This window comes from Nocardia sp. NPDC059154 (genome assembly GCF_042755705.1).
GTDB lineage: Bacteria > Actinomycetota > Actinomycetes > Mycobacteriales > Mycobacteriaceae > Nocardia.
This window is the reverse complement of record NZ_JBHZCS010000003.1, coordinates 263089-279125: the sequence shown is the minus strand read 5'-3', so window position 1 is coordinate 279125 and position 16037 is coordinate 263089. Positions and strand designations below refer to the sequence as shown.

14 protein-coding genes and 7 tRNA genes are annotated in these 16037 nt (G+C 56.4%); 1 reads left to right on the top strand and 20 read right to left on the bottom strand.

Annotation, left to right across the window (positions count from 1 at the left end; all coding sequences use genetic code 11):
- The 20 genes from ACFXN1_RS04995 to ACFXN1_RS04900 all read right to left on the bottom strand — a co-directional run.
- The coding region (locus ACFXN1_RS04995) for a tape measure protein (protein WP_379463491.1) at positions 1-1612 on the bottom strand (1612 nt) is incomplete at its 3' end.
- A complete protein-coding gene (locus tag ACFXN1_RS04990) occupies positions 1594-2187 on the bottom strand; it encodes an HNH endonuclease signature motif containing protein (RefSeq protein ID WP_379440687.1) in 594 nt (197 codons plus the stop codon). The genes ACFXN1_RS04990 and ACFXN1_RS04995, both read right to left, overlap by 19 nt.
- A gap of 395 nt (positions 2188-2582) precedes the next feature.
- The gene (locus ACFXN1_RS04985) at positions 2583-2894 is read right to left on the bottom strand and encodes a hypothetical protein (protein WP_379440686.1); all 312 of its coding nucleotides are present in this window, start codon (positions 2892-2894) and stop codon (positions 2583-2585) included.
- Between the two features lie 95 nt (positions 2895-2989).
- Positions 2990-3580, bottom strand: coding sequence for a hypothetical protein (locus ACFXN1_RS04980; RefSeq protein ID WP_379440684.1), 591 nt, complete (start codon positions 3578-3580; stop codon positions 2990-2992).
- Between the two features lie 49 nt (positions 3581-3629).
- A complete protein-coding gene (locus ACFXN1_RS04975; protein ID WP_379440683.1) occupies positions 3630-4040 on the bottom strand; it encodes a hypothetical protein in 411 nt (136 codons plus the stop codon).
- A gap of 1380 nt (positions 4041-5420) precedes the next feature.
- On the bottom strand, positions 5421-6458 hold the full coding sequence (locus ACFXN1_RS04970) for a major capsid protein (protein WP_379440681.1): 1038 nt from the start codon (positions 6456-6458) through the stop codon (positions 5421-5423).
- Between the two features lie 11 nt (positions 6459-6469).
- Positions 6470-6871, bottom strand: a complete 402-nt coding sequence (locus ACFXN1_RS04965; RefSeq protein WP_379440679.1) for a head decoration protein — start codon at positions 6869-6871, stop codon at positions 6470-6472.
- 18 nt (positions 6872-6889) lie between these two features.
- The gene (locus ACFXN1_RS04960) at positions 6890-7489 is read right to left on the bottom strand and encodes a hypothetical protein (protein ID WP_379440678.1); all 600 of its coding nucleotides are present in this window, start codon (positions 7487-7489) and stop codon (positions 6890-6892) included.
- 754 nt (positions 7490-8243) lie between these two features.
- Positions 8244-9707: a phage portal protein gene (locus ACFXN1_RS04955; protein ID WP_379440676.1), complete on the bottom strand. Its 1464-nt coding sequence runs from the start codon at positions 9705-9707 to the stop codon at positions 8244-8246.
- A gap of 14 nt (positions 9708-9721) precedes the next feature.
- Positions 9722-10921 carry a hypothetical protein gene (locus tag ACFXN1_RS04950; protein WP_379440675.1) on the bottom strand — a complete coding sequence of 400 codons (1200 nt, stop codon included), beginning with the start codon at positions 10919-10921 and terminating at the stop codon, positions 9722-9724.
- A gap of 241 nt (positions 10922-11162) precedes the next feature.
- Positions 11163-11387, bottom strand: coding sequence for a hypothetical protein (locus ACFXN1_RS04945; RefSeq protein WP_379440673.1), 225 nt, complete (start codon positions 11385-11387; stop codon positions 11163-11165).
- Between the two features lie 77 nt (positions 11388-11464).
- The gene (locus ACFXN1_RS04940; protein WP_379440672.1) at positions 11465-11788 is read right to left on the bottom strand and encodes a hypothetical protein; all 324 of its coding nucleotides are present in this window, start codon (positions 11786-11788) and stop codon (positions 11465-11467) included.
- A gap of 406 nt (positions 11789-12194) precedes the next feature.
- On the bottom strand, positions 12195-12524 hold the full coding sequence (locus ACFXN1_RS04935; protein WP_379440670.1) for an HNH endonuclease: 330 nt from the start codon (positions 12522-12524) through the stop codon (positions 12195-12197).
- Positions 12525-13043: 519 nt separating this feature from the next.
- Positions 13044-13128, bottom strand: a tRNA-OTHER gene (locus tag ACFXN1_RS04930).
- Positions 13129-13206: 78 nt separating this feature from the next.
- Positions 13207-13283, bottom strand: a tRNA-Leu gene (locus tag ACFXN1_RS04925).
- Between the two features lie 38 nt (positions 13284-13321).
- Positions 13322-13395, bottom strand: a tRNA-Trp gene (locus ACFXN1_RS04920).
- Positions 13396-13568: 173 nt separating this feature from the next.
- Positions 13569-13641 (bottom strand) — tRNA-His (locus ACFXN1_RS04915).
- A 271-nt stretch (positions 13642-13912) separates the two neighbouring features.
- Positions 13913-13987 (bottom strand) — tRNA-Pro (locus tag ACFXN1_RS04910).
- A gap of 4 nt (positions 13988-13991) precedes the next feature.
- Positions 13992-14065, bottom strand: a tRNA-Gly gene (locus ACFXN1_RS04905).
- Between the two features lie 146 nt (positions 14066-14211).
- Positions 14212-14282, bottom strand: a tRNA-Gln gene (locus tag ACFXN1_RS04900).
- Positions 14283-15240: 958 nt separating this feature from the next.
- On the opposite strand from ACFXN1_RS04900, the gene ACFXN1_RS04895 reads away from it, so the two are divergent.
- Positions 15241-15420 (top strand): hypothetical protein, encoded by a 180-nt coding sequence (locus tag ACFXN1_RS04895; RefSeq protein ID WP_379440669.1) that lies wholly within the window; start codon positions 15241-15243, stop codon positions 15418-15420.
- Positions 15421-16037: the final 617 nt, after the last annotated feature.

The window sequence follows — 16037 nt, the reverse complement described above, 5'->3', positions numbered from 1 at the left end:
CAGCACCCGCGATGCGTTGCCGGATAGTTTGAGCCGCCGCAGGAACCTCACCACCGATAGCAGCGAGATAAGCCCGCTGCACCGCAGTGTGTTCAGCCAGAGCGGCAGTCTGGGCCCGAGTAGCCAAAAGCGTTGCAGGCGTGAAGATGCCGGTAATACCGCGACCGATATTGCCCCACGTAGTAGCGAGTTCGGAGAGACCGCGCAGGGCAACAAAACCGATCATGGCTGTAGCAGCCACACCCGCGTGATCCGCGAGGTACTTCATACCGTTGCCCATGAGCCTGAGCGCTTGCGCTGCAACGGTTCCCGTGTCACCCGCCAGAGAAACCAGCGAGGTGGTGACGCTACCTAGAGCCTTGCCAAGCTTGGACACGGCTCCGTCGAAGCCGCCGGCCTGGTCAGAGATCTTCTTGAGTCCCGCTCCGGCCTTGTCGCCTTCGGTCCGCATGTCCGAGAACAAAGACTTGATCTTCGAGGTATCGAACGTCTTCAGGGCATCCCAGACACGGATGACACCTTCACGGATCTTCAGCAATCCACGGACAGCGCCGGAGTCCTCCGATAGACCGAAAGTCATCGCGGAGCCCTTGAACTTGCCGTCCTTGATCAGGGACCAAACGCCTTGTATGCCATCGAAGGCTTGTCGGGCTTTGATGCCGAACTTCTCGTAGTTCGACGCTGCACCAGTGACGGACTGGCCATGCGTACGGAACGCATTGCCCATATCGCCCAGGCCCTCACGGACACCAACCGCCAGCCGCTTAACGACCGGTGTAGCTTTATCAGCCCAGCTGGTCATGTGCGCTAGACCCGTCTTCATCAGGTCTAGGAATGGCTCCATAGCGCCAGCGCCTAGCCGGCCCATAGCGGCCCGGAGGTTTGCCCTGGCACCTGTGAGGGTCTTACCCATGTTGTCAGAGGCAGTACCGACAGTTTGGGTTAGAACTTCCTGGAAGGTCTTAGCGTCGACCTTGCCATCCGAAACCATCTTCGAGAGTGCTGCAGCAGAGACACCGTAGTGTTCCGCGAGCTTCTGGAAGATCGGAATGCCACGATCACCGAGCATGTTCAGGTCATCGGTGTAAGCTTTACCCGCAGTCTGAACCTTGTTGATGATGTGTCCCATTTCTTCGAGGGACGCACCTGACAACGCGGCGGTGTTAGCCGTCAGCTTCAGATACTTTGTTAGTTCTTCACCCGGCTTGATACCCGCTGCTACAGCCGAAGCCGCGATAGTAGCGGCATCACCTAGCCCGTAGGCAGTGCCCTTAACAGCCGCTAGCGCGGAATCCATGATTCCGGCGACGGCTTCAGAGCTGTTGCCGAGACCTTCTAGCTTGGCCTTGGCATCATCGATAGCGGTAAGACGCTGGAAACCCGCAGACAAAGCGGTTCCGAGAGCCGCACCCGCGGCGAGTCCAACACCAGCCGCAGCAGTCTTGACCGTGGTTCCGATACCCGCGGCGAGACGAGATCCGATACCGTGGCCGGACCGCTCTGCGATCGGCTCGATACTCTTGAGTGACTTCTCTACCTGTCCAGGGATCTTGCTGGATTCAATAGATAGAGAGACGTACGCATGGCCAAGTTCTACCGCGATGACAACCACCCCTCAGGTTGAACATGGCCCCAGGTCCGGCCTGTGGCGATATGAGAAACACATCCGGCGGTTACGCCGTGCCTGTGTGCGATTACTTGTTGTGTATCGCCCGCTGAAATCTCGGCTTTTATCTGCCGCACTTTGACCTCAGTAAGCTTCGAACTACCGTTTTTGGAACCGGACGCCGTACGGTGTCTAACCACCGCATCCCGCGAGTTGTCAGCAGGTGTCCCTAGCTCATGGTGGTTTGGGTTAACGCAAGCGGGCGTATCACATTTGTGCCTCACCACTAGTCCACTCGGTATAGGTCCATTGTTTCGCTCCCAGAGCCAACGATGTGCCGGTTTACTCCGGTTATCGATACGAAAGCTTCCGTACCCGTCTGTCAGCTTTCCGCCAACCCAAATCCAACACTCTGTGTCGGACTTCTTTTCGACGTATTCCCAGAAGCGCTCGTCTGGCGTACGACCTTTGCGATATGAGAGCTCCTCTGGATCGCCATAACGTCTCCACCTGGTGTAGTGCGCCCAGCACCACCCCCGGTTATTAACTTCCGCTTTGTTGCAGGAAACCACCGTGCACATACGTACCCCTTAGTTAGCGAGGGCTTTTCGGCGCGCGAGTTCCCCGCGAATCTCGTCTAGTGAGAATTCTTGTTCTTCTGGCTCTTCGGGTGGCTTAGTTATCTGCCAGTCCTCTACGGGTCTGGTCATAAGCTCCGGCCGGGTTGAATCGTCGCCGTGGGCGCGCTGCCAGTTAGCGCCCTGCACGGCCAAAAGAATGAGTGAAAGAAGATCCATATCCGGGGTCCATGACCAGGACTTCGGATACCGAGCGCGGTGTAACGCGTTGTCCGGAGTTGGGGGTAGTTCTTCAACGAAGTACTTGAACTCTTCCCAATCCAGCTCTTCAGTCCCGATATCCCGGACGTGTTTACCGATCTTCAGAAGCTCGAATGAAATCGGCCCCCGATACTCTTCTAGGAGTCTTCGGAGGCTTCCGATTCCCCCGCAGAGACACCCGACTCCAGGACCCAAGCGTCAGCCAGCAACACAACCTGGTCATCGGCTAGCTTGAACAGGTCTTCACGGATCTCCGGGCGTTCAATCGCGATCAGTTCGCGATACACCATCGGCAGAGTCATCGTGTCTTGGTTGTCCCGAGCGAACACGGAGGCATCGCCCGAGATGAAGCCAAGCTTCGGGATGGTGTGTACCTTTCCGTTCAGACGGAAAGCGAATCGATTTTCTTTCTTCTTACCGGCGGACGCGGGGACGTCGAATACAGCCATGACCAGACCTTTACAAAGATTGATTAGTGGTGAACGGACCGCAGCCCACCCGGGCAAGACAGGTCCGGTCAAAGAGAATTGCCCGGGTGAGTGCCTTACGGAGTCGGCTTACCGTCGTTGATGAACTCGCGGATATTGAACGCGGTAGTTCCGTCAACGAATTTGAAGCACTCGAAAGTCACCTTGTACTTCACAATGTCGGTATTGATCTGGGTGACATCGCCAACCTTGGTTGGCTGAGCAATGGCCGCAACCATGCGCTTCACGCCAGCGCCGTTGACGGTTTCCACCACGTACACCGACTTCGGAAGAACTTCAGAGTTGTGATCAACAGTGATTTCGGCACCCTTGGTAGCGGTAGCCGGAACCAGCGTCACATTCGAATCACCGAAGACGGTCTTCAGAACCTCAAGGTTGGTCGCCTCGACGAACTCAACCTCTAGAGTCTCGGAGTAGTCACTCTGAGGGGTGGCGATGATGTCGCCGGCGAAGTCCTTCACTTTCTTCACATCACGGGCCTGGCCGTTGATAATGCCAGCGTCCGAGATACCGCCAAGATCCTTAAAGGCAACGGCAAGCGCGGTAGTCGCATCGGTCGGCAAAGTGGTCCCCAGCGGAGCCCGGTAGATAACGCCCTTCACCTTCGGCGCTTGAGGAACATAAACCTTACTAGTATCAGTAGGCATAAAGTTTCTTTCACTAATAGCGCCGTATGTAAAGAAACAGCGCAGAATTTTACATATTGGTTGCGATGCCCAAACGGGCAGTGAAAACCCAGCGATCGAGATTCGGGATAGACGAATCCCGGTGTTGTGCCGGAGCCCCTACTTCCTCATACGAAGAGATCCACGCCCGGTGCTGGTTACCGTCATCATCGAGATACGGCACGAAATCACCCGGAGCGTTCTCGATATGGTCGAGAACCTCCATAGCCAGCGCTTCAGCGCTCACCGGATGCCAGCATTCGAATGTGATCATCGGTCCATCGGTGACAATGGTTTTCTTAGGTCCACCGACGCGCGTTATGTACACAAACGAGTCAGGACGGGCGGATTGCCCGTGATCCATCACAGGAACAGAAAGCAAAGGGCTCAGGTAGGCGACAACAACACTCGTAGCCGGGTGTCTACGACTACCGACCAGCATCCAGCGCCTTAAGCAGGTTGTGAGTCCGCGCGTTTTTACGAGCGGTAGGGATGTCTCCGGTAGAGACCGAAGCTCGTGCGCGGCCTTGAGGGTGCTTGGCACCTACACCCGCTTTGACGACGTATTTACCGCCCATGGACTCAGCACGAGCCTTCACCCGGTTAGCCCGGGAGCGAACCTCCGCAACCGCGTTACCGCCCGTGCGGAGCTCGTAGAGCGCGTTCGGGTTCCACTTCATGCGAACAGTCACTAAGTCACCACCACGGCAGCGGACCATTTACCGCCCGCATAGACAGCGATAATCTCCCCGCGAGCGTCCACAACTTCTAGGTTGTTGAACACTTCCTCCGTACACACCGAAGTGCCCGAGTCATATCGAATCGAGTAATCGGGTACTTCCTCGGAGTAAACCTGGATAGCCATCTAGCCTTCTGTCCTTTCGATACGGACGACTAGACCGGGCTGGAAGCCGAACGGGCCAAGGTTGTAATTCTCCGGGTAACCGTCTACGTAATACTCTTTCCCGGGCTCATCCGGGCATTCCACTTTGTCTTGCGGTCCAGCATCGAACCCTTGAGGGACGTACAACTTCCGCCGGACAGGCACCCGGTCATACCCGGGTGTCTCCACTTGTGTAGCGAGCTCTTTCGGTCCAATACCGATAACCGGCTGAGGAACAGCCGCGGCCCACTTCTTCACGAGTGAACCTCGCGGGTCACGCTCGGGCCCTTCACTGAACTTCCGGGTTTGCACCGTGAACGGTGTAGGAAACAGGGACATCTACCAAGTCCTCACAGACACAGCGGAGTACTTGAACCGGCGAAGCCGGATCTTGTCTTGCTTGGAAATCCACGGTCCGCCGGAAGTCGAGTCCGCGTTATACGTATGCGACACCTGGAAAGGGCCGGCGGTCATCTGCTGAGAAGCAATACCGGTTTGACCCCGAGACGGATCGATACACCGGGCAACCATGTCCGCCACTACGCGGCGGATCTCATCCGGCACCGGAGTAGGTACCGCCCTGGGCTCCAGATACCCCGAGACAAGATCGGAGGCGGTGTCGAGAAGCCACCCAACCCGCCCAACCGAATCGGGCGGAATCTGGGTTAGCCCAAGGGCATTCGCAACGTCATCACTAGTCGCTAGTGCCACTGGTAGCCGCCTTAGGGCGTCCGCGGCGTGGCCTAGGTGCTTCCTCCGGCACGGGAGCCGTTTCCGGCTCCGGGGCAGGCTCAGCCTTGCCCGAGTCCAGGAGGTGAGAGCCGACGTTGATATCGGCCGGGATCTCATCCCCGGCACCCAGCTGCACCACATCGCCGTTAGGTCGGTACGCGTACACGTACCCTTCGAGATCAGCTCGAATCTTCATCCGGTCACCCCTTAGGCAACCGTCGAAACGAACAGCTTCCGGGCATCCTCAAGAATCGGCTGACCCACCGCGTCCACGTAGGTGAACTGACGGAAAGGCGGACCTTCCTTGATAACCACTCCGACGATTCCGGCGCTCTCTTCGAACGAGAAATCGGTTTGCTTGGCGTTCAGAAGCTCCAGCGCAGTAGCCGAAGTGCCGTAAGCCATGTAACCCAGGTCATCCAGGTTGTCAGGCAGCAGGATCACGCGGTTATCCGGGAGAACCCGCACGTCCACGCCATCAACGTTCAGCTTGGTGTCATACGCTGGCAGCAGCGAAGGCAGGCCCTCGCTGACCAGAAGGTCATTCAGATCCTGGATAGTCACACGAGTACGGCCCTGGGTGGAGCCGAACACCGCGTCAATGATCTCCTTGTTCTTCAGCAGAGCCCGAACAATCTTGGTGGAGGTCAGGAAGCGACCCGGCTTCGAACCGTTGGTATCCACCCAGGTATCCGACCAAGTAGAAAGGTCGGTGAGCGGGGTAGCAGTCGCGATGCTGGTCCACAGATTCGCGGCAGTGGCGGTGTGGTTACCCGGCATACCGTAATCGGCCTCGGACTCTAGACCATTCTCGTTAATAGTCAACTTACCGTCCAGCAGGACGTCACCCCAAGCAAGTTCGATACGGTTCAGAACTTCCTTGGTCAGGCGTACACCATCGTCATAAATGGCATTCACGAGACGCTGAGTGAACGTGCCACCAACCGAAGCGAACTCCAGCTGTAGACGCTCGTACTCACCGATACCAATCGAGGTGCTCAGCGGAGCAAGCTTCACTCGCTTCGAGGTACCGGTGTCCCGCTCGGACTGCACAATCCGTCCGTCGAACGCACGGTACTTAGCCGTCCGGTTCTTCAGAGTGATCTCCGACCAATCAATGGTGTTGGTCGGCTTGAACTGAGTCGAAAACAGTCCCGAAAGCACGTTACCCGAAGGGGTAGGAAGCTTACGGATAACCGTAGTCAGAGAATCCGGCTGAACCGGAGCATCATAGAAAATAGGCATTCAAATAATCCTTAGTTGGTGAAGTCAATCAGCTTCAGAGCGGTACGAGCCGCAGCGTCCAGACCGTTGTTAGCCGGGAGCTGAGCCGCATCAACAAAGCCGTGCTTCACGAGCGCTCCACCGACCTTGGTCTCTCCGGTCACCGGAAGAGTGCCGAAAAGGAAACCAACCGCGATTTGCCGGCCGTCGCTCGCGGCAGCGTCATACGGGCCGTAACGCTTGGTTGCCGTGACCTGACCGAGAACCATTCCGGAAGCAATAAAGCCATCGGGGTAATGAGTCGCTTGAGTGAACTTCGAAACGTCCAGGGTCACCGAAGGGTTAGCACTCGGATCGGTGCCATGCAGGCCGATCAGCCACTTACGGTTTTCACCCCGGAACGTAGGGTTCTGCTTAACAGAAATACTGGTCATTAGTTATCTCTCGAATGATTATTGATTCGGCTTCTTGCCGAATCGCTTCTCAGCTTCAGCCGCGCCGATAGACCGGGCAGAAGGCTTATTGGACGAAGACTGGGTACCTTGCTGGGGATTCGGCTGAAGTCCCTTACCGGCCGACGGAATCTCGCCGCGCCAAGAGATCAGTCCATCCGCCGCAGCTTCCATCTCTTCTTTGGTGGAACCAGTCAGCAGAACAGCGGGAACACCCTTAGCGGCCGAAACCTCAAGGCGAAGCCGCTCGATACGCTCTGTAGCCAAATCGGCTTCAGCGTCGGCAGCACGCTTCTCCGCTCGCTGGATTTCCGAAAGCTTCTCCGCCTGGTCTTTGTCGTAAGCGTCGGCTTTCGTCTTCATATCTTCATAGTCCGAATACTTCGCCTTCTCTCGTCCAAGACGCTCCGAGATGATGTGATCAAGGACTTCTTGCGACGTGATCGGAGCGAATTCCTTAACGGGCTTCGACTCCGGCGCTGGCGTCCCAGATGGGGTGTCGACAGAACCACCACGGACAGGCCAGATTGGACCGCGCTTACCAATTCCGATAGCACGAAGGCCGGTAATCGGATGCACGGGCAGGGAAGTAGCAGACATGAATAATCTCCGTAACTCGTCAGTGTGAAAACCGCCCGTAACCGCCGGGCGTAAGCGTTAATAGGTTTAAGAACCGTCCATTTGCCGATATGCGGCCATGACGGCTTGCTGATTGCGTTCTCCACCCGCGATGGCTACTGCCTTTTCGTAATCGTCTGTCCAACGATCCACGTACGGGGGAGGTGTGTATATCTGTCCGGGTCGAACCGGGACCGCGACACAATCACAGTGCCTATGGAACTTCGATGCGGGTGTGTTCTTGTACCCGTCGTGAGCGGCTTTCCGCTCGGTCGCGTACACAGGACCACGTGTCGCTAGCATTTGGCAGTACCGGCACGCTTTCGCCGAAGCGTGACGGGCCCACTTAGCGCCTTTTTCCTTTTTGGCGTTCTCTTCCACGGTTCGTCGGGCCTGATTCCACAGGTCCCGCTGCATCGCGGCAGTAATAGCGTGAAACGCCAAGTGTTGAGTGAATGCCCAAGCAACCTGGCCCGCGATTGACTTCGGGGTAGGCAGCGCCACCGTGATAACCGTGTACGCGAGCTCCGGAGCGAGCTCCCGATACCAGTTAGCCGCCAGATCATTAGCGGCTACCGCTTTGGGGGTCCAGATCTCCGGGAGAGCATCGGCTACCCAGCGCTGTTGGGAATGGATATCGAGGTTTCCGACTCGTCGGAACTCCGTATTGATATCCCGAATCATGATCGCTTCCAAGTCACTCATCTGTGACTGGAAGACATCAACATCCGCGAGACTAACCGGTAGTGCCATTAGCACCACTCACACCCTGTTGAGCCATCTGTGTGGCATTCGGGTCTTGTCGTGCAGCTGCACCAGCCGCCGGAAGCCCGTTGATGAGCTCTTTGACCCGAGCTTTCCGCTTATCCTCAATGACTCGTTCCTGATCTTCCGGAGACAAGCCCACACGGTCATACGTGACACCCGAATCCGGGGTAAGGATCTGAGCGGAGACCAGCTTCATAGCTTCATCAGCCGCGGCCGCCCTGGTAGGCGTGGCAGCATCGCGCCATTTCACACCGATACGCTTGAAGTCATCGGGATTGACGGTCTGGTCACGCGCTAGTAGCGCGAGATACCCGACTTCACGCCACGCTTGCCCGAAAGCGACTTGCCTACGCTCCGCGCGCTTGACCAAACGGTATTCAGCTTGCCGAATCGAGTCCGCTGAAGGCGGATTCTCGGTAACGAAGCCAAGGTACGTAGCCGGGATTCCGGATTCAGACGAGACCATTTGCGAATACGCCTTGATCTGCTCGATGTACGGCGTAGGTGGGGCCGGGTTGAACTGGCCCATGGTCGGAATATCGCCATCTTCAGTGGCCGGAATGATATTCAGCCGACCCATAGCGACTCTCCAGCCGGCCATGATTCGTTCATCCGCCGTGGAGTCTTCGGTTACACCGAACTGTTCCGGTTCAGCCCCGAGCGCGTACCGCTGTGGAGCGGTGTAGAACTCGCGGTTGATCTCCATTCCGAGCATCGTTCGGCACGCTGCATCGGTGTAGTACATAACCGGCTTGGTGATCTCCGAACGGCCCTCTAGATCGAACGCACGGTCCCTATTACGGAGCCGGGATACAAGAACCCTACCCAGGTTGTGAACTTGCCTGTCAACAACCGATAGCTTCCGGTTTACCCGCTCGAAGAGAATCGTCTCATTCGGCAGATACAAAGACTCCAGGATCACATTGTTGTTCTCGTCCCGGGTCTGACTCAGAGCGGCAGTCACACGCCGCGTGCGGTAATCCCACAACGCGGTAGTACTCGAAGCCGATTCAACCGTGATGAGCACTTCAGGCTCACCGATCGTGGTATCGCCTTTACCGACAGTCACAAACCCGGTACCCGTGATCAACGCTTCGAGATGAGCGCGTGAACTCTCAAGCGCTAGGAGGTTGTCACGGTAAATATCATCCAAACCGAGAAGATCACCCGTGACCGCGTTCCAACCCTGCCAGTCAAGACGCTCTTCGAGAACGTCAACAACCGTTCCGGGCCAACCAACCGAGACAAACAAGTCTTTCAGTTGCGGCGGAACCGCGATATCTAGATGTTCGACCTTTTGCTTACCTTCGTAGAAGTCTTGCTTCCGAGCGTTGATCTGGGCGTACTTCTCGATACGTCCACGAAGCTCGGTCACAAGCTTCTTTTCATCTTCGGACAGTTCTAGCGAAGGCAGCGCAATAGCTACAGCCATACTGCCTCTCAGATTTAAAGAATCGTCGCTTTACGAGTTTTCTTCGCTCGCTTCAGCTGTTTATTGGAAACGAATCCGTACAAAGCAAGGGTCGCCGCGACTACCGGAGTGATATCCGAAGTCGCTGTCCTACGTCCCCAAGCCCACATATCGCCTAACGGCCGTTGGCGGGCTGCATCAACCGCAGAGTTCAACGGAGGTTGGTTCGGATGCCGTAGAGACCGGTTGAATACCGAGTCATAAAAGAAACCGCATGCAGCGCCGAACTCACTAGCAGTGAGTTTGTGTACCGGTACCTCAAGCGAGGACAACTCCGGGATAAGCGAAGACGCCGGCCCGTCCACCACAACCGCGGACGGAGCCCACTCCGCTACGAGCGAAGTCAAATACGAGATGATCCATTCGGTACCACGACGATTCTCGATAAGTTCAACGTGATGCATGCCATCCGGCCGGAGACCGGCGATAGCCATAGACGCTTGTGAACGGTCCGGAGAGATGTCCACAGCGATACTGATTGGATCGAGTACCGAAGACGTGACATCAGCAACCAGATTCCAAGTATCGGCATCGATAACTGTGTCCGTGATCGCGGCGGACCACATACCTAGTCGTTCACGGGCGAAACCTTCATCGGAGCCCGCCCGGTCATCCATGATTACGGTTGCATCGAACCCGCGAATCCCGAGCGCGGGATTAGCCATAGCCCAGACTTGCGGATCATCGAAGTCACAACCATCCGGCGCTGACCACTCGAGCCACGAAACGTTGGGTTTCGGGTCGGTCAGACACGCGTCACGGAAGTTGGTGAACACTTCGGAGTTCATCGCTTCGGAGGGCGGAGTACCGCAGTAGATACGTTGCCGGTTACGGGCCACGGTGGTCGCCGGCCCCATGGCCTGAAGCGACTCTTCAGAGCATTCCTGGGCTTCGTCCAAGATGATGCAATCAACCGTAAAACCACGGCCAGAGCCCCGAGAACGGGCTAGGACCTGGAGAGAACCCCAGTCTTTCCAGCGTCCGTTGGCGTCCTTCTTACGAAGCCAGATAGCTTCGTGACCGGGAGCGGTCTTGATGCCGTTGACCTTCACCATCTCGGCTAGCTCGGGATAATCCTGTTCGTTCTCGAAGAACGCTTTGAGCCGGCGGAAGAAGGTTCGCGCTGTACGCGCTTCGTGCGCTGAGAAGAGAATGTTCTCACCTAGGAGAACCATCCCGATAAGTGCACGGGCCTCACACAGAGCGGATTTGCCGTTCTGGCGAGGAACGCTGAGACCACAGACTTGGTGAGAGAATTTCCCGTTCGGTCCGTATGACAACCAAGACTTCAGAACAAGTTGTTGCCACGGATCGAGGTGGAGCCCGTACCGGGCTACGAACTTGATACCGACTTCCGCACGAGCGGTGTTCCCCAGGTTCTCTACGCGTCTAAGCGGAGTCTGTACACCGGTTATGTCATGAAGCTGATTCGAATGCTTCGTGGAAGTCGTCAACTTGAGTTGCCTCGGTCTTTTTCGGTTCTAGCTCAGAGATCTCCCTAGACAGGTCTGAGATTTGTTTGGCGTACTGGGGAATGACACCCGGAGACGCTTCGTCCATCGATCGGATGAGCCGGTCTCGGAGCGCTTTCAAGATTTCGAGATGAGTTCCGCCGTTCGCGGCGGAAGCAAGATCCGCCATAGCGGGAAACTCCCTTGAATTGGTCTAGATGACGTCCATAGCGGCTAGCTCAGCCGAGAGACGCTGAAGCTCGTCGATTAACGGTGGTAAGTCGTCACCAGGTTGACTTTCCGAATGTTCTCGAACTTGCGTCGGGCCTTCTCGGGGTCGTCCACGTGGATCGTCCAGGTAGCCGGTTGCTGGCGCTCGTTGTTTCGAGCGATAGCGGCATTAGCCCAGAACATCGCTTCCTCAAGCTTCGTAATAGCTAGGGACTTCTCACGTCCTGCCGGAAGGTCTTGGTCCAGCTTCACGGCTAGCGTCTTACAAGCGGTACGAACACTCGTGTGTTCCATCCGCTTCTCTTCGGTGGTAGCGGCGTGGAAGTCGAACCGGTTGTCAATATCCGGATTGGATGGCAAATCGAAGCTCTTTTCTAAGTGTCTGGTTCTCCCGGGCGCGTAGAAGCCGCCGGCTCCGGGGTAGCTTGTCGGGCTTCACTCGGTGGTGACGTTCGCAGCTGCACCGAGCGCCGTACATGCAGAAGTACGGCGTCTTGTCTGAACTCCCGAGCATTCGAGGCATTAACGGTTCTCCAGAAGGTCTAGAACGTCTTTCCAACGTTCGATGACCGCGTCTATAAGCTCATCGGAGACCTCAACAACACAGAAGCCTCGTATTAGGCTCTCATCGCGATTCTGAGCCACTTTTAACCCTTTACCCATACCTCGGCATCCCCCTCCCCCTATTGAGTGCCTGTATGGCCCGTATACCTGTGTAGAGTGGGCCTTCGGGGTGGGGGAGGGTCATACCCCCAGGGTCAGCAGGTCAAGCCGCTGCCGCGGCCGAATCATGCACACCCCGTATCCAGACTCTTGAGGTCCGGAGTTGATGAACTTGAGCGCCGGTCTTGTTACCGCGCTTCGAGTTGCATCTACGATGTGCTGCCTTCATCTCACCTAGGAGATGTCCACCCTTGGATCTCGGTACGATGTGATCCGCTGTCCATGACATGGCGTCGGTAGGTGGGAGAGATACGTCGATACCCGTCCCGCACAGGTGGCATACCTGGGATTGCCGGCGTAGCCGGTCACGGGCCTTGCGGTAGGCCCTGTGGTCCAGGCCATTGGATACCTTCCGCCTCGAGCGCTTAGGCATCGTCTTGCCTAGGCTTAGCCCTGGAGATCCAGTCCATGTAAGCGATTGCTGTATCCAAGTACAACGGCTCGAACACTCGGCACAGTTCTTCAGTGAAGTCCGGTATTGCAAGCCATCGGCTGATGTCTTGAGCTATCGGCTTGAGCACAGGGCTTATGTCGAGTGGCCTCCAGTCGAAGCCACCGTACACAGTTGGGTATGCGATACCAGCGCATCTACCTAGCTCGGTATCGATAGTGGTCATGTACTGGTGTAGTCCACGCAGTAGCAAGAAGTCATTCAGTGGGATAGTCGCTGTATCCGAGTCCCAGATCAGAACCCAGTTGCAATCCCATACTCGGATACGACGCTCGTTGCTCATTGACGCTGCCTTCGATTCATAGCGACCGAAGGCCGCGGTAAGCCGAGTCCATACGGATCTCGGCACGGATATAAGCCCCGGCTATGTGGGGGATACCTGGGGGTATCCCTATAGACCCGGGGTACGTAGTTGTGGCTAGACGCGGGTAGCGTCTAGCCTGGTCGGGTTACCTGGATTCGAACCTGGGCAACCGGGACGGACTTGCACCGCCCGAGCATCTACCGTTGATGTCTCTATAACCCGTTAGAGCTACCTGATTTGTTTATCTCTATGGCCGTGGGTAGCTGCCAGGCCACCGAGTATTCTAGAAATACTCGGCTGTGGTCGCTCTGGTGAGATTCGAACTCACACTGTCACGGGTCTAAGCCGTGCTCCTCTACCAATTGGGATACAGAGCGAAACACCCCGATACTCGGCCTCAGGGTAACGGCACTCGCACGGACGGGGAGGTTCGAACTCCCATCGAGCAGCTTTGGAGGCTGCCATTTTTTCCAGTTAAACTACGTCCATATGACAAGGCTTTTGATCTCGTAGTGCCCTGTTATTTCGTCTACGCGTGCATACACACGCTTCCCAGGTTTGGACCCCGGGACGTTGCGGAGGGCGGAGGAATCGAACCCCTGGCGCTCACGCGCCCGTGCCGCTTTCAAGGCGGTCCCGCATCCATTGCGGTTCAACCTCCGTGTGACATGCGGGGCTCGAACCCGCTTAGCTGGGATCACAACCCAGTGCCTCAACCTGTTTGGCTTATGCCACCACGATAAGTAGACATTTAACGTATCTTGTACTAAGGTTACTCTCGTAACAACAACTACAGAGAGTGAGAGTCGGATGAACTACACGGTTGACCCGAACTGCCGTCAGTGCAACGGCACCGGGATTGAATCTTTCATCGGGAACTACAGCATGTTGACCCACCAGGTTGCTTGCGGTAAGTGCTCGGGTGCGGATGCCGAGTACGCTGCACACTTGGCTCAGTTCAACAACTAGAAACAACCCCCGGGACCTAACCGGGGGTTTTTCTTTGTCTGGATAGATGGATTCGAACCACCGACTCCCGGTTCCCAAAACCGGGGCTCTGTCCTGACTGAGCTATATCCAGTGAGTGAGGATACCGAGATTCGAACTCGGATCTTCTGGGTGGAAGCCAGACGTGTTGAACCATTCTCACTACATCCCCAAAGCCGCCGGGTTTCGAGCCCGGCGGTTGACAGCACGTACAGACACAACCTAGGAAATCTGCACGGCAAAGCTATTCGAGCACTGTACACACGCTCAGGTTGCCAACCTCACGTCAGAGTTGCCGGGAGACGCTAAGCCCGGTTGCTCCCCTGGAAGGGTTCGAACCTTCGTTGCCGGGGCCAAAACCCGGTGTCCTGCCATTAGACGACAAGGGAAATGATCCCAAGATCATTGACCGTGGGAAGTGTCCCGGTGCCTGCCGTAGCTACAACACCGGGCCGGAGACCGACCGATCAGGGAGAGTCTCTCGTTGTCCACTCGGCACCAAGGTATTGGTGCCTTCACGATGAGCCATCTTGGATGGACTCACGACGGCTCCGGAGGGGAGCCGGCTACCGGTTACTTATGACCAGTAGACCGAACGCCCGTGGGTAGCGACACGGGCTGAGATTCGGCTATGACTTGCTCAACCCTCCGGAGCCAGGCAGGCCCGTTAGCCTGCCTTGCTTAGTAGCTAACCTGAGACGGTTAGCGACCGGGGCAAGCCCTCAGGCTTGCTTATGCAATGGCGTGGATGATCAGAGGAACGATCACCGTTCCTAGGCTCCACAGAGCCTTCACCACGGTCACGACGTCGTTGATATCGATGCTCGAAGACATCTTTGAATCCTTACCTATATAAGGGCCGCTTCAGGCGGCCCATGATCTAATGAGCGGGCTTCAGGGCCCGCTCTAAGAAGGTCGAAGCACTCCAGCGTAGACCTTCGTAATCTGACTTCGGTCTACGGAAGGATCAACCCTCGGAGGTTGATCCGTAAGGATCATGTTCATTCATCATCCCCGGGAAGTTTGTTCTTCCCGGTCATGATCATCATTCATGGGCCGTGATCGGCCCTTCATCATCAGCCGGTCTGAAGACCGGATCATCAGATTCGGTCGGAACTCCCTTCGGTCGTTCCTCCCTCATATGTATATACGTGTCACGACCCCCCTGATTCTGTCCACAAAGACAGGATTGTGTCGTAAGTCATAGAAATATCTTTGAGGATTGAACCGTCACCGAGAGCCAGAAACCCGCTCCGAACAGCGGGTACGGTGGATAAATTGACTTTTAACGTTGTTCGTACTAACTTGGTACTTGTAAGTGAGAGACACCGACCAAGGAGACACAGAATGTTCACCACCGTTGACCGCTTCGTCCGCAACGACCACCGTTTCAGCATCTCGCTGAACGAGAGCAAGCCTGCGTACTCGCAGTACCGCTACCGCGTCATGATGAACAGCGTCATCATGATGGACTTCCCGACCCTCGAAGCCGCGTACGCGGCTGTGGACCGCTACGCGGAGGACTAGCGGCTAGTCCATCCAGGAACCCCGGAGGACCTAACTCCGGGGTTTTTCTTTGCTCCGAATGTTGACCTTTAACGTTGTACTTGGTAGCGTCATAGACGCAAGATCACACATTGACAAGTACACAGCGAAAGCGAGTACCAGAGATGGCACGTGCTATGCGTTGGTCCGAGCTCGGAGCTTGGTTCTTCATCGATTCCGACTCAGATGATCCTTCGCTCGGTTATGGTCGCTTCGTCGGTGATCGGTTCGTCTCGATCACCTGTTTCGGTTCCGAGTCCATCTGGGCCGTATACGGGGACGACGGTAAGCCGATCATCGAAGGTTCGGGCCCTCAGCTCTGGAGGGCCGTAGAAGCCTCTGTGGCTGCTGCTAAGCGGTTCGGGTAGTTAGTCGCTTCCCATCCAGGTAAAAGAAAACCCCCCGGGACCTAACCGGGGGGTTTTCCGTCCCTGAGGGACGCCACAGCATACCAAGACCCCCGAAGCCGGTAAAACTCGCTCAGAGACCAGAACAGGCACCCTTACGAGGGTGCCTGTTCTTGTTTCCGGGGTACGGCTCGTCCCATGAGACTGATCGAAAGCTAGTGTGCCCCTAGCCTTGTAGAGCTAGTCTCGTGG